Genomic DNA, 13,592 nt, shown 5'->3' with positions numbered 1-13,592 from the left:
GTTGTCACTAGTTTCATAGGGTTACTGATTTTCCCCCTTCGCTGGAACCCTTCCCAAACGCTTGCTATAGGTCAATTACCCCTGCCGAAACATGGCATAACAACAGGCAACCGGTGGTTGCTATAACGCATGCGCACAGGGAGACACACCGCAATGCACCCATTATTCAAACGTTCGCTACTGTTTGTCGGCGCCATTATCGTGGTTCTCGCCCTCCTCGTCTGGGGGATCGGGCTGGAGACCATCAGAGCGCGTCAGGTTGACCTGATCTATCTCGGGCAACAGCATATGATTCTGGTTTTCTCATCAATGTTCTTAGCCCTGCTGGTGGGTATTCCGGCCGGTATTCTGCTGAGCCGCCCGGCCGCGCGGGGTATCGCCGAATATGTGATGCAAATCTTCAACGTTGGCAACACGCTGCCGCCGCTGGCCGTGCTGGCGCTGGCGATGGTGGTGATTGGTATTGGCGATACGCCGGCCATCATCGCCCTGTTCCTCGCCTCGCTGCTGCCGATCGTGCGCAACACCTATGCCGGGCTGTGCTCGGTCCCGCCGTCGCTGCTGGAAGCGGCAAACGGCATCGGGATGACCAAATGGCAGCGTCTGCGCCAGGTGGAGCTGCCTGCCGCCTGGCCGGTCATGCTCTCGGGGATCCGCATCGCCACCGCCATTAACGTCGGTACCGCGCCGCTGGCGTTCCTGATTGGCGCCAGCAGCTACGGCGAGCTGATTTTCCCGGGCATTTACCTGAACGATTTCCCGACCCTGATCCTCGGCGCGGCGGCCACCGCCCTGTTCGCCCTGATCCTCGATACCCTGCTGGCGGCGCTGGGTCGCGTGATGAGTCCCCATCTCGCTCGATAACAATAACAAGGAGCTTTTATGAGACTGATATCCGGCCTGGCGGCGCTGTGTGCCGCGGCGCTGTTCACCGGCCAGACCATTGCGGCCCCTCTGATTCTGGCGACCAAGAGCTTTACCGAGCAGCACATTCTCTCGGCGATGACCGTGCAGTACCTGCAAAAGAAAGGATTCCAGGTTCAGCCGCAAACCAATATCGCCACGGTGATCTCCCGCAACGCGATGATCAACAAGCAGATTGATATGACCTGGGAGTACACCGGCACGTCATTAATCATCTTTAACCATATCAACAAGCGCATGTCGCCCCAGGAGTCTTACGAGACTGTGAAACGTCTGGACGCGAAGCACGGTCTGGTCTGGCTCAAGCCCGCCGACATGAACAACACCTATGCGTTCGCCATGCAGCGCAAGCGCGCCGAGGCGGAACATATCAACACCATGTCGGAGATGGTGGCGAAGATTGAGCAGATCCGTAAAACCAACCCGGACAAAAACTGGCTGCTGGGCTTAGACCTGGAATTTGCCGGGCGCAGCGACGGCATGAAGCCGCTTCAGGCCGCCTATAAGATGGACCTGGACCGCCCGCAGATCCGTCAGATGGACCCCGGTCTGGTCTATAACGCGGTGCGCGACGGTTTCGTCGACGCCGGGCTGATTTATACCACCGACGGGCGCGTGAAGGGCTTCGACCTCAAGGTGCTGGAAGATGATAAAGGCTTCTTCCCGAGCTATGCCGTCACCCCGGTGGTCCGTAAGGACACGCTGGAGGCCAATCCGGGCCTGGAAGAGGCGCTCAACACCCTCTCGGCCCAGCTCAACAACGACGTTATCACCGAACTGAACAAGAAGGTGGATATCGACCATCAGTCACCGCAGCAGGTCGCCCGTGATTTCCTGCGTAGCAAACAGCTGCTGTAGGAGGCGCTATGGAGACGATTCACTACATTCTGGACAACTGGAACTACCTGTTAACCCTGACGCTGCAGCATCTGTGGCTGGTGGCGCTGGCCGTGGGCTTAGCCATTCTCATCGGCGTCCCGCTCGGCATTCTGATTGTTCGCCACAGGTGGCTGGCGACGCCGGTGCTGGGGATTGCCACCATCGTGCTGACCATCCCGTCCATTGCGCTGTTTGGCCTGATGATCCCGCTCTTTTCGCTGATCGGTCAGGGGATTGGCGCCCTGCCCGCGATCACGGCGGTGTTTCTCTACTCGCTGCTGCCGATTGTGCGCAACACCCATACCGCGCTCGACAGCCTGCCGCCGGGCCTGCGTGAAGCCGGGCGCGGCATCGGCATGACCTTCTGGCAGCGCCTGCGCTGGGTCGAAATTCCGATGGCGCTGCCGGTGATTTTCGGCGGGATCCGCACCGCCGTGGTGATGAACATCGGCGTGATGGCGATTGCCGCGGTGATCGGCGCGGGCGGTCTGGGTCTGCTGCTGCTCAACGGCATCGGCGGAAGCGATATCCGCATGCTGATTGCGGGCGCGCTGATGATTTGTCTTTTAGCGATTGTGCTCGACTGGCTGCTGCACCGTCTGCAGGTGGTTCTGACTCCGAAGGGGATTCGATAATGATAAAACTGGAAAACCTCACCAAACACTTTTCACAGAAGCACGGCCAGACCTTCAAGGCCGTCGACAACGTCAACCTGAACGTGCCCGAAGGGGAAATGTGCGTCCTGCTCGGCCCGTCCGGCTGCGGGAAGACCACCACCCTGAAGATGATTAACCGCCTCATTACGCCGAGCAGCGGGACGATCCTGATCAACGGCGAAGACACCAGCGGGATGGACACCGTCACCCTGCGCCGCAACATTGGCTACGTGATCCAGCAGATTGGCCTGTTCCCGAACATGACCATCGAAGAGAACATTACCGTCGTACCGCGCATGCTGGGCTGGGATAAAGCGCGCTGTAAAACCCGCGCCGAAGAGCTGATGGATATGGTGGCGCTGGATCCGCATAAGTTCCTGAATCGCTACCCGCGCGAGATGTCCGGCGGCCAGCAGCAGCGCATCGGCGTGATCCGCGCCCTGGCGGCGGATCCTCCGGTGCTGCTGATGGATGAGCCCTTCGGCGCGGTGGACCCGATCAACCGCGAGGTGATCCAGAACCAGTTCCTCGAGATGCAGCGCAAGCTGAAAAAAACCGTCATGCTGGTCAGCCACGATATCGATGAAGCCCTGAAGCTTGGCGACCGTATTGCGGTGTTCCGGCAGGGGAAAATCGTCCAGTGCGCCAGCCCGGACGAACTGCTGGCGAAACCGGCGAATGAGTTTGTCGGCTCGTTTGTCGGTCAGGACCGCACGCTGAAGCGCCTGCTGCTGGTCTCGGCGGGCGACGTCACTGACCAGCAGCCGACCATTACGGTGCGGGGTTCGACGCCGCTGCCTGAAGCCTTTGCCACCATGGATGATAACGATATTCGCGCGATTACCGTGGTTGACGAGCACGGCAAGCCGCTGGGCTTTGTGAAGCGTCGCGAAGCGCGTAACGCCAGCGGGACCTGCGCCGACATCCTGCATCCGTTCCGCATGACCGGCAAAGCCGAAGACAACCTGCGCGTAGTGCTGTCACGCCTGTATGAGAGCAACACCAGCTGGATGCCGATCGTGGATGAGGACGGGCGCTACAACGGCGAGATTTCTCAGGACTATATAGCCGAGTATCTCAGTTCAGGTCGTACGCGTCGGGCGCTGAATATACACAGCGAGAACTAATCTTTCAGGCCGGGCGTCGCCCGGCTTTTCCGCACGCATACCTTTTGCTAACCCCGCGATTTCCCGCCACAATATTGTATCTTTCCCGTTTACTCGCGACCCATGCAACGTCTTCATACGTACCCCGACATCCGCGCGATGTTTCGCCGACTGCTGATTGCAACCGTCACCGGCGTGCTGGCCGCGCTAGCCGTTGCGGTGTTCCGCCACAGCATGTACCTGCTGGAGTGGCTGCTTCTCAGCAACGACAGCGGCAGCCTGGTGAATGCCGCCGCCTCGCTCTCGCCCTGGCGGCGCGCGCTGACGCCCGCGCTGGGCGGGCTGGCTGCCGGGCTGTTGCTCTGGGGATGGCAACGGCTGACCGCCCAGCGGCCTCATGCCCCCACCGATTATATGGAAGCGCTGGAGACCGGCGACGGTCAGTTTGATTACGGCGCCAGCCTGGTGAAATCCCTTGCCTCGCTGCTTGTCGTGGCAAGCGGAAGCGCCATCGGGCGTGAAGGGGCGATGATCCTGCTTGCCGCCCTCGCCGCCTCCTTTTTTGCCCGGCGCTTTACGCCCAAATCCGAATGGAAGTTATGGATCGCCTGCGGAGCCGCGGCCGGGATGGCCAGCGCCTACCATGCTCCGTTAGCCGGAAGCCTGTTCATTGCGGAGATTCTGTTTGGCACCCTGATGCTGGCCTCGCTCGGGCCCGTGGTTATCGCGGCGGTAGTGGCGCTTCTCACCACGCAGCTCCTGGCGCCGGGAACCGGCACGCTCTACGCGGTCCATTTGAGCGGCACACTCACCGCAACTGATTATGCCCTGCTGGTCGCCATGGGGCTGCTGGCGGGTCTCTGCGGACCGCTGCTGATGTGGCTGATGGCGTTCAGCCACGGGCTATTCCTGCGCCTTAAGCTTTCGCCCCCGTGGCAGCTGGCGCTCGGCGGTGCGATCGTCGGGCTACTGTCTCTTCTGACGCCGAAGGTGTGGGGGAACGGCTATAGCGTGGTGCAGACTTTTCTGCTCGCCCCACCGCTGCTGTCGATCGTTGCAGGCGTCTTTATCTGTAAACTGCTGGCGGTACTGGCGAGCAGCGGTTCGGGCGCGCCGGGCGGGGTGTTCACGCCCACGCTGTTTGTCGGCATGGCGACAGGGATGCTGTTTGCACAGCTTTTCGCGCTGTGGCTGCCGGGCGCTGAGACGGCGATTCTGCTTGGGCTGGCGGGGATGGCGACGCTACTCGCCGCGACCACGCATGCGCCCATTATGTCGGCGCTGATGGTCTGTGAAATGACCGGGCAATATTTTTTACTGCCCGGTTTGCTGGTCGCCTGCGTGCTGGCGTCCGTGCTGTCGCGGACGTTACGCCACGACTCGATCTACGGTCAACACGCCACTGAGGGCAGAGAGATCGATGTACTGCGCTAGCTCGCGCTGCTCGGCGCGAGGCAGATAAGGCAGTTCACCCACCAGTGGTCCGGGTAGTTTGGTGCTCAACACGTCGATGATCTCCGCATAGTGCGCCAGACCAGGGTTGATGCGGTTGGCCACCCAGCCAACCAGCGGCAGGCCGTCATTGGCAATCGCCTGCGCCGTCAGCAGCGCATGGTTAATGCACCCTTCCTGGATCCCCACCACCATCACCACCGGAAGCTGTTCCTGCACCACCCATTCCGACAGCGGGCGCAGATCGTTCATCAGGCTGCGCCAGCCGCCCGTGCCTTCCACCACCACGTGATCGACCTTCTCGCACAGGCTCGCCAGACCGTTGGACAGCAGAGGGTAATTAATCAGGCCGCTGTGCGCCACGCTGCTCTCCTCTTCGCTTAACGCAATAGGATTGATCGCGTGATAAGGCAGTTCCAGTGACGAGACGCTTTGCAGTACCAGGGCGTCTTTATTACGCAATCCCTCTGGCGTCTCTTTACTCCCTTTTGCGACCGGTTTGTACCCTGCCACGCGTTTACCGCTTGCTGCCAGCGCCTGCAGCAATGCGCGGGATACAACGGTCTTGCCGACAGAGGTATCTGTACCAGTAACAAAGAAACGCTTAAGCATGACTCACTCCACCTCTTGGGTATGCTTCGAAAATATAAACCAGGTAAATAATTCAGTGGAGGAAGTCTACGGGATGCGTGCGCTACCCGGCTTGAGATAGCGCAATTTTTCTTACATCTGCAAAAAAGAGTTAACCCTGTAACAGGCGGATCAACAGCGAGCCGTTATACATGGCATCTTTGACCAGCGCGGCGCCGGCCATCGTGCCCTGATTGGAAAACTGGGTACTTTCTACCGCAATGTTCCGGCTGTAGGCGGGAAGCGACTGCTGCTGAATACAGGCCGTAATCGCCGGGAAGAGGATCTCCGCCGCCTGGCTCAGCGGTGAGCCAATAAGGATTTTTTGCGGGTTGAAGAGGTTCACCATAATCGCCAGAATGCGGCCAACGTTATTCCCCACCCCGGTAATGATGTCCTTCGCCAGCAGATCGCCCTGACGCGCCGCGGCGCAGAGAGAATCCACCGTGAGGGGTTGTCCGTGCAGCGAGGAGCTCATGGACTGACTGAGCCTGACCTGCGCTAGCTCCAGCACGCTTTCCACGCTGGCAATGGTCTCCAGACAGCCGTGGTTCCCGCAGTAGCAGCGCTTGCCGTATGGGTCGACCTGGGTATGGCCAATTTCCACCAGACTGCTGCTTCCGGCGTGGAGAAGACGTCCGTCGGTAATGACGCCTGCCCCGACGTTATGATCGATAACCACCTGAATCACATCCCTCGCCCCGCGTGACGCGCCGAACAGCGCCTCCGCCATGGTCCAGGCGCTGATGTCATGCTGAATATAGACCGGCACGCCGGTATGGTTTTTCAGCACTTCCCCCAGCGGCATCTCTTTAACATCGTCGTAAAACGGCATGCGGTGAACAATGCCATTTTCGGTATCAATAATCCCCGGCATGGTGATGGCAATCGCCGTTAAGCGTTCAAGCTTCTGCTGGTGACGAATAAAGAAGCGATCGATATGCGAAACAATCGCGTCGAGGAGCGGTTCCTCAGCGTTGAGCGGCAGATCAAGACGGTCTTCCACCACCAGCTTGCTGCTGAGATCGCGCAGCGCAAGGAAGATCTCCCCCCGGCTGATGCGCAGCGACAGGTAGTGCCAGGCTTCCGTCTCCACCACCAGCCCGACTGCCGGACGGCCACGGCTGCCCGGCTCCTGAATTTCCGTCTCCTGAACCAGGTGCGCTTCCAGCATCTCGCGGACAATCTTGGTAATACTGGCGGGTGCCAGCTGTGCCAGGCGCGAAAGATCGATACGCGAAACCGGACCAAGCTGATCAATCAGGCGATACACCGCGCCAGCGTTGGTCTGCTTAATCTGATCAATATGCCCTGGCTGACTATCAGCGACCACCTCGTACTCCCTTATTTTCGAGCTTCGAAATAAACTGTTGGCTATGGTGAAGCACTTGCAGGGCTGCCGTCAAATATTTACTTAGCCATGTGATTTACTGCACATTTTTGCCCACTTTTCCCTGAAAATGCCGCCCGGCGGAGACGTTCATCAACTGCTGTTTGAAGCGCTGCGCGGCATGGCTCTGTTCGCGATGTTTTGCCCAGACCAGCCACATCTCTGAAACGGCATCCTCTTCGGCGATGGTCACCCAGCGCATTTCGCGCAGTTGTACCCGTTTAAAGGAGGCCGGAAGAATAGACACCCCCAGCCCGGCGGCGACCAGGCCGATAATGGTCATCGCTTCCCCGACTTCCTGGGTGATGACCGGGGCAAGATCGTAGCGGCGCATCAGCCCCAGGATATCGTCATACAGACCCGTTCCGACCTGCGGGTCAAAAAAGACAAACGGCTCGTTTGCCAGCTCTGCCAGCGAAACCGCCGGACGCGACGCCAGCGGGTGATCGTGCGGGATCATGGCCATCAGCGGCTCGCGCAGGATCACCTCCCACGCCAGCGAGTCCGGCAGCTGGGTATTACGCATCAGCCCCAGATCCAGCGAACCTTCATTGAGCGGCGCGATCTGCTCGCGGGTGTTGATCTCGCGCGTTTGAATATGAACATCCGGGAAATGGCGACGGAATGACGACAGGGTTTCCGAGACGGCGCTGATAAACGGTGCGGACGAGGTAAACCCGATGCGCAACTCTCCGGCCTCCCCGAGATAGAGCCGTTCTGCCCGGGCGGCGGCGTCCTCGACCATGCTCAGAATTTGTCGGCTATCGATGAGAAACTGCTTACCCGCCGCCGTCAGGCTCACGCTGCGGTTGGTGCGGGCCAGAAGGCGCGCCCCGACCTGCTGCTCCAGAATCTGAATCTGCTGGCTTAAGGGAGGCTGAGAGATGTTCAGCCGCGCCGCCGCGCGGCCAAAATGCAGCTCTTCGGCGACGGCGACAAAGTAGCGGAGATGACGCAGCTCGATATTCATATTTCTAAAGTATCATTTGAGATTATTAATATATTAGACAGAATATTTACATTTTCCTACCCTTATCAGGTGGTCATACCCGTCACCAGAAATCACGGGGATGTTTAAGCAAGGAAACTGTGTGAGTCGTACAACTGCCATTGATATCGATCCGGCGAGCGATATCGATGATTTACCTGCAACATCGCAGCCGGTTCAGTTCATTAAACGTGGTACCCCCCAATTTATGCGCGTCACGCTGGCGCTCTTCTCCGCCGGTCTGGCGACCTTCGCCCTGCTCTATTGCGTTCAGCCGATCCTGCCCGTGCTCTCCCATGAGTTTGGCGTTTCACCCGCCAGCAGCAGCGTATCCCTCTCTATTTCAACCGGTATGCTGGCGGTTGGCCTGCTCTTTACCGGGCCGCTGTCCGACGCCATCGGCCGTAAACAGGTGATGGTAACCGCGCTGATGCTGGCCTCGGTTTGTACGCTACTCTCGACCATGATGACCAGCTGGCACGGCATCCTGGTGATGCGTGCGCTGATCGGGCTCTCGCTCAGCGGCGTGGCGGCGGTCGGGATGACCTACCTCAGCGAGGAGATCCACCCGAGCTTTGTTGCCTTCTCTATGGGGCTATACATCAGCGGGAACTCGATTGGCGGGATGAGCGGGCGTCTGCTGAGCGGGGTATTCACGGACTTCTTTAGCTGGCGTATTGCGCTGGCGGTCATCGGCTGTTTCGCGCTGGCTTCTGCCCTGATGTTCTGGAAAATTCTGCCGGAATCGCGTCATTTCCGCCCGACATCGCTGCGCCCGAAAACGCTGTTTATCAACTTCCGCCTGCACTGGCGCGACAAGGGGCTGCCGCGCCTGTTCCTGACCGGCTTCCTGCTGATGGGCTCGTTCGTCACGCTGTTTAACTATATTGGCTATCGCCTGATGCTCTCGCCGTGGCATCTGAGCCAGGCTCTTGTCGGTTTACTCTCGGTTGCGTATTTGACCGGAACGTGGAGTTCACCGAAGGCCGGGGCAATGACCGCCCGCTATGGCCGCGGCCCGGTCATGCTGTTCTTCACATCGGTGATGCTGGTCGGCCTGCTGCTGACGCTCTTCTCCTCCCTGTGGCTGATTTTTGCCGGCATGCTGCTCTTCTCCGCGGGTTTCTTCGCCGCCCACTCGGTCGCCAGCAGCTGGATTGGCCCACGCGCGCGTCGCGCCAAGGGCCAGGCATCCTCGCTGTATCTGTTTAGCTATTACCTGGGGTCCAGCATCGCCGGGACGCTCGGCGGCGTGTTCTGGCATCACTACGGCTGGAACGGCGTGGGCGGGTTTATTGCGCTGATGCTGTGCGCGGCGTTGCTCGTGGGGGGAAGCCTGCATAAACGTCTGAGATAATATGCTCGCGGGCGGACGTCCGTTTCCCGAAAAACGGCACCAGCGTACTGGTGCCGTTTCACGTTCAGGAATCCCAGGCCTGCTCTATTTTACCGGCTTCAAACTGCGGAGGCGGTTTTCGGAAACGGCGCGTGAGCCATGTCAGGTAAAGGATCCCCAGTGCCGCCCAGATGAGGCCAAGCGTCAGGGACGTCGCTTCGAGGTTTATCCACAGCACGCCGACCGTGACGGCACCAATGAGCGGCAGCAGAAGATAGTGGAACCGATCTTTCCACGTTTTGTTCAGCCCCTTGCGCCGCCAGAAATGGTTGTACACCGAGAGATTAACAAACGTAAACGCCACCAGCGCGCCAAAGTTGATCAGCGCCGTCGCGGTCACGAGATCAAAGTACAGGGCCGACAGCGCCACTATCCCAACCATAATGACGTTCAGGGCTGGCGTGCGCCATTTCGGATGCACGTAGCCAAACACCCGCTCTGGAAACACGTTGTCACGCCCCATCACATACAGTAAGCGAGAGACGCTGGCGTGCGAGGCCAGGCCTGAAGCGAGCGTATTCACAAACGTGGTACACAGAAACACCGACTGGAAGAGCTTGCCGCCCACGTACAGCGCGATTTCCGGCAGCGCGGCGTCCGGGTTTTTGAAGCGCGCGATCGTCGGGAAAAAGAGCTGCATGAAAAACGAGGCAACAATAAATATCAGCCCGCCATACAAAGCGGTGAGGAAGATGGCTTTGGGGATCACCCGCGCCGCGTTTGGCGTCTCTTCCGACAGCGTGGTGACCGCGTCAAAGCCGAGGAAAGAGAAGCAGACGATAGTCGCGCCGGTAATAATCGGGATCAGGTGTGCGTTCTCGCTGATAAACGGCTGGAGCGACCAGACGGTGCCGACGCCCTCCCCCTTATGCAGACCGTGCACCACCAGTATGACAAACACCACCATGATGGCGATCTGCACCAGCACAAACAGGGTGTTAAAGTTGGCGACCAGATTCACACTCTTCAGGTTCGCCAGCGTCAGGATCGTTACAAACCCCACCACCCAGACCCACGGCGGGACTTCAGGGAACAGCGCGGAAAGGTAGATCTTCGCCAGCAGCACGTTGATCATCGGCAGGAAGAGATAATCCAGCAGCGATGACCAGCCGACCATAAAGCCTAAATGGGGGCCGATCGATTTCTGCGTGTAGGTATACGCAGAGCCCGCTTCCGGGAACTGTCGTACCAGTTTGCCGTAGCTGATGGCGGTAAACATGACGCCAGCCAGCGCCAGGAGATACGAGGCGGGCACGTGGCCATTGCTGATACCGGACACAATACCGAAGGTATCAAACACGGTCATGGGGGTGAGATAAGCCAGCCCCATCATGACCACCTGCCAGAGCTTGAGGGAACTGCGCAGCCGGGTTCTGCCGGCCATGCGCGGCGAGTCAAGAGAGGTGTTAGTCGCCATAAACCGTCCCCCCCATGCTTACCGTGGTTTGCAATCGCGCTGTCCTTAACGCAAACCTGCTTAGCAAAGGGGGAAGTTGTAAAGAACACACGCGATCGTACCAGCGCACCGTCTCTCGCTCGCACTCACAGCAGGCGCCTGACTGGCCCCCTTCGCCCTGCGGATAGTTGAACATCTGCATCATTTCCTACCTCGTCACACAGTGTCGTTAAGAAAATCCCTGTGCCGCCTGCGCTCCATAACGCGACTCCCGGGAGAAAGCTGGCGTGCCAGCGAACAGTTAGGCCAGGCTCCGCGCAGGCCGTTTGGTGATACGTGTCAGATGAAATAAAGCGGCCCCTTACCGGGGCACGTCATCAGGCGTTTTTCAGCATCCACTCAATTTCCGTTTCGGTAATCAGGCGTTCAAACTGCAGTAATTCATCATTTTTGCAGGCGTGATAGACGTGGCAGAAACGTTCGCCCAGCCGCTCGCGAAGGCTATCGTTTTGCATAAATTCCCACAGCGCATCGCTCTGACGAATCGGGAACGGCAGCCCGTCCTGCTCCAGACCATTGCCTTCCACTTCTTCCTGCAGGGGTAAATCGTTATCCAGCCCGTGTAGAATGCCGGCAAAAATCGCCGCCATCACCAGATACGGGTTCGCGTCAGCGCCCGCCACCCGGTACTCGACCCGATGGTTATGGCGATCGCCGCAGGGGATACGCAGGGCAACGGTGCGATTATTGTGTCCCCATGACGCCTGCGTCGGCACGTACATCCCCGGCTGGAAACGGCGGTAGGAGTTGACGTTCGGTGCCAGCAGCGCCATGGACGCAGGCATCAGGTCGATCATCCCGGCCAGCGCGCGTTTCAGCAGCGCGGAATCCTCTCCGTTGGCGTCTGCGAGCACGTTTTCGCCTCGGTTGTTTTGCATGCTGATGTGGATATGCATCCCGCTGCCCGCATGTTCTTCATACGGCTTTGCCATAAACGTGGCGTGCATCTTATGTTTTTCCGCCATCTGCCTGACGAGACGTTTAAGCGCCAGCGCATCATCGCAGGCGTCGAGCACGTTTTCCGTATGGTGCAGGTTTATCTCAAACTGGCCCGGGGAGGCCTCAGCCACTGCCCCGTCGGCGGGGATCAGCTGCAGCTGCGCCAGTTCGTCAATATCGTTCAGCACGTCAGCAAAATGGTTAAGATTATCAACCGAGTAGACCTGACTCTGCGTGTTACGCACGTCGGTCCCCGGCGCGCAGGGTGGCTGCAGATAGCCGTCGGCATCGCGTTTACGGTCAAGTAAATAGAACTCCAGCTCTACCGCTACCACGGGGAACAGGCCGCGCTGGCGCAGCTGCTGCCAGAGTCGGTTGAGTACGTTCCGCGGCTCAACGTCAAAGGGAGCGCCATCTTCATCGACCATGGTGAGCTGCACCTGACCAATGTATTCCGGGTCGGCGGCGGACGGCGTCAGGGTGCCCGGCACCGGCACGCAGATACAGTCCGGCTCGCCGAGCTCCTGCCCCAGACCCGCCTCTTCCACGACGTTACCTAAAATGTCCATGGCGAAAACCGATGCCGGGAAATAGCAGCCTTTTTCAAGCTTGCTCAGTCCGGCAACCGGGATGCGCTTGCCGCGAAAACAGCCGTTCAGGTCGGTCAGGAGGACATCAATAAACTGGGTGTCAGGATACTTTTCTAAATAGCGCTTCACTTCCTGCGTAAAGGCGCTGCCCCGCCTCTCATCCGTGTGCTGCACAAAGTTCTCAACTTCTACGATATTGGTTTCCATGATTTACCACCGTTTTTGGGATTTGCGTTCGCTGCTCTGGACTGTCAAATATAATGTCCACCCTATCGAATCTGTATGCAAATAAATTGTTTGTCAAATGTTAAATTAAGTTTGCAAAAGGCAGATCCCGTTGCTAGATTGAGAAAATATTGAACGAAAAGGCCGTTTATCAGGCGAAAATGGCCTAAATTTAGTCCACTTTGTGAGGGCGATCATGGAAAATATAATGAACAAGCCAGTTATTGGCGTGGTGATGTGTAGAAACAGGCTTAAGGGTCATGAGACCCAGACCCTGCAAGAAAAGTACCTGAATGCCATTATTAACGCGGGGGGTTTACCAATTGCCTTACCGCATGCGCTGGCAGAGCCAGAGCTGCTCACCGCTCTGCTGCCCACCCTGGACGGGATTTACCTGCCGGGCAGCCCAAGTAACGTGCAGCCGCACCTTTATGGTGAAAACGGCGATGAGCCTGACGCCGATCCCGGGCGAGATCTTCTGAGTATGGCGCTGATTGCCGCCGCGCTCGAAAGGCGCATCCCCATTTTCGCCATCTGCCGGGGGCTGCAGGAACTCGTTGTTGCGACGGGGGGGACGCTGTATCGCCGCCTGTTCGAGCAGAACGACCTGCTCGAGCACCGGGAAGATCCTGAACTGCCGGTTGAGCTACAATACGCCCCGTCTCATGAAGTTCAGGTTCAGGAGGGAGGACTGCTGTCTCAATTAATACCAGGCTGTAACACATTTTGGGTAAACTCGTTACACGGGCAAGGTGCACGAACGTTAGGACCACGGCTTCGCGTGGAGGCCCGCTCGACGGATGGGCTGGTCGAGGCGGTCAGCGTTCATGACCACCCTTTTGCCCTCGGCGTGCAATGGCACCCCGAATGGAACAGCAGCGAGTACGCCCTGTCCCGTATGTTGTTTGAAGGTTTTATCACCGCCTGTCAAAGCCACATTGCCGAGAAGCAACGGCTTTGA

12 protein-coding genes are annotated in these 13,592 nt (G+C 58.7%); 7 read left to right on the top strand and 5 right to left on the bottom strand.

The window, feature by feature from the left end:
- Window positions 1-153 precede the first annotated feature (153 nt).
- The 5 genes from osmY to clcB all read left to right on the top strand — a co-directional run bounded on the left by osmY (window position 154) and on the right by clcB (window position 4,999).
- Window positions 154-864 carry an osmoprotectant ABC transporter permease OsmY gene (osmY, locus tag L362_RS16555; RefSeq protein ID WP_023344016.1) on the top strand — a complete coding sequence of 237 codons (711 nt, stop codon included), beginning with the start codon at window positions 154-156 and terminating at the stop codon, window positions 862-864.
- A gap of 18 nt (window positions 865-882) precedes the next feature.
- A complete protein-coding gene (gene osmX / locus L362_RS16560; protein ID WP_023344015.1) occupies window positions 883-1,782 on the top strand; it encodes an osmoprotectant ABC transporter substrate-binding protein OsmX in 900 nt (299 codons plus the stop codon).
- Between the two features lie 8 nt (window positions 1,783-1,790).
- A complete protein-coding gene (gene osmW, locus L362_RS16565) occupies window positions 1,791-2,438 on the top strand; it encodes an osmoprotectant ABC transporter permease OsmW (RefSeq protein ID WP_023344014.1) in 648 nt (215 codons plus the stop codon).
- Window positions 2,438-3,586: an osmoprotectant ABC transporter ATP-binding protein OsmV gene (gene osmV / locus L362_RS16570; protein WP_023344013.1), complete on the top strand. Its 1,149-nt coding sequence runs from the start codon at window positions 2,438-2,440 to the stop codon at window positions 3,584-3,586. The genes osmW and osmV overlap by 1 nt, the downstream gene beginning before the upstream one ends.
- 102 nt (window positions 3,587-3,688) lie before the next feature.
- On the top strand, window positions 3,689-4,999 hold the full coding sequence (clcB, locus tag L362_RS16575) for a voltage-gated ClC-type chloride channel ClcB (RefSeq protein ID WP_023344012.1): 1,311 nt from the start codon (window positions 3,689-3,691) through the stop codon (window positions 4,997-4,999).
- Here the strand turns inward: clcB and bioD are convergent.
- The 3 genes from bioD to L362_RS16590 all read right to left on the bottom strand — a co-directional run bounded on the left by bioD (window position 4,934) and on the right by L362_RS16590 (window position 8,007).
- Window positions 4,934-5,629: a dethiobiotin synthase gene (bioD, locus tag L362_RS16580; protein ID WP_008502446.1), complete on the bottom strand. Its 696-nt coding sequence runs from the start codon at window positions 5,627-5,629 to the stop codon at window positions 4,934-4,936. The two genes, clcB and bioD, sit on opposite strands and share 66 nt — an antisense overlap.
- 130 nt (window positions 5,630-5,759) lie before the next feature.
- Complete coding sequence (mlc, locus tag L362_RS16585) at window positions 5,760-6,980, bottom strand: sugar metabolism global transcriptional regulator Mlc (protein ID WP_008502447.1); 1,221 nt, start codon at window positions 6,978-6,980, stop codon at window positions 5,760-5,762.
- A 94-nt stretch (window positions 6,981-7,074) separates the two neighbouring features.
- Window positions 7,075-8,007, bottom strand: coding sequence for a LysR family transcriptional regulator (locus tag L362_RS16590; protein ID WP_023327325.1), 933 nt, complete (start codon window positions 8,005-8,007; stop codon window positions 7,075-7,077).
- Between the two features lie 121 nt (window positions 8,008-8,128).
- Here L362_RS16590 and L362_RS16595 point away from each other — a divergent pair, with 121 nt between their 5' ends.
- Window positions 8,129-9,382 carry an MFS transporter gene (locus L362_RS16595; RefSeq protein ID WP_008502449.1) on the top strand — a complete coding sequence of 418 codons (1,254 nt, stop codon included), beginning with the start codon at window positions 8,129-8,131 and terminating at the stop codon, window positions 9,380-9,382.
- A gap of 64 nt (window positions 9,383-9,446) precedes the next feature.
- Here L362_RS16595 and L362_RS16600 read toward each other — a convergent pair whose 3' ends face one another.
- On the bottom strand, window positions 9,447-10,838 hold the full coding sequence (locus tag L362_RS16600) for an APC family permease (protein ID WP_008502450.1): 1,392 nt from the start codon (window positions 10,836-10,838) through the stop codon (window positions 9,447-9,449).
- 356 nt (window positions 10,839-11,194) lie between these two features.
- Window positions 11,195-12,613 carry a glutamine synthetase family protein gene (locus L362_RS16610; protein WP_008502452.1) on the bottom strand — a complete coding sequence of 473 codons (1,419 nt, stop codon included), beginning with the start codon at window positions 12,611-12,613 and terminating at the stop codon, window positions 11,195-11,197.
- Between the two features lie 214 nt (window positions 12,614-12,827).
- On the opposite strand from L362_RS16610, the gene puuD reads away from it, so the two are divergent.
- The gene (puuD, locus tag L362_RS16615; protein WP_023292584.1) at window positions 12,828-13,592 is read left to right on the top strand and encodes a gamma-glutamyl-gamma-aminobutyrate hydrolase; all 765 of its coding nucleotides are present in this window, start codon (window positions 12,828-12,830) and stop codon (window positions 13,590-13,592) included.

Origin of the sequence: Enterobacter sp. MGH 16, assembly GCF_000493175.1 — a bacterium.
Lineage (GTDB): Bacteria > Pseudomonadota > Gammaproteobacteria > Enterobacterales > Enterobacteriaceae > Enterobacter > Enterobacter roggenkampii.
This window is presented reverse-complemented; position numbering and strand designations above follow the sequence as displayed.

Excerpts from the sequence above, each read along its gene's own strand:
- clcB (WP_023344012.1), top strand. The coding sequence starts at position 3,689 with ATGCAACGTCTTCATACGTACCCCGACATCCGCGCGATGTTTCGCCGA.
- osmV (WP_023344013.1), top strand. The coding sequence starts at position 2,438 with ATGATAAAACTGGAAAACCTCACCAAACACTTTTCACAGAAGCACGGC.
- osmX (WP_023344015.1), top strand. The coding sequence starts at position 883 with ATGAGACTGATATCCGGCCTGGCGGCGCTGTGTGCCGCGGCGCTGTTC.
- L362_RS16590 (WP_023327325.1), bottom strand. The coding sequence starts at position 8,007 with ATGAATATCGAGCTGCGTCATCTCCGCTACTTTGTCGCCGTCGCCGAA.
- bioD (WP_008502446.1), bottom strand. The coding sequence starts at position 5,629 with ATGCTTAAGCGTTTCTTTGTTACTGGTACAGATACCTCTGTCGGCAAG.
- L362_RS16610 (WP_008502452.1), bottom strand. The coding sequence starts at position 12,613 with ATGGAAACCAATATCGTAGAAGTTGAGAACTTTGTGCAGCACACGGAT.
- L362_RS16600 (WP_008502450.1), bottom strand. The coding sequence starts at position 10,838 with ATGGCGACTAACACCTCTCTTGACTCGCCGCGCATGGCCGGCAGAACC.
- puuD (WP_023292584.1), top strand. The coding sequence starts at position 12,828 with ATGGAAAATATAATGAACAAGCCAGTTATTGGCGTGGTGATGTGTAGA.
- osmW (WP_023344014.1), top strand. The coding sequence starts at position 1,791 with ATGGAGACGATTCACTACATTCTGGACAACTGGAACTACCTGTTAACC.
- osmY (WP_023344016.1), top strand. The coding sequence starts at position 154 with ATGCACCCATTATTCAAACGTTCGCTACTGTTTGTCGGCGCCATTATC.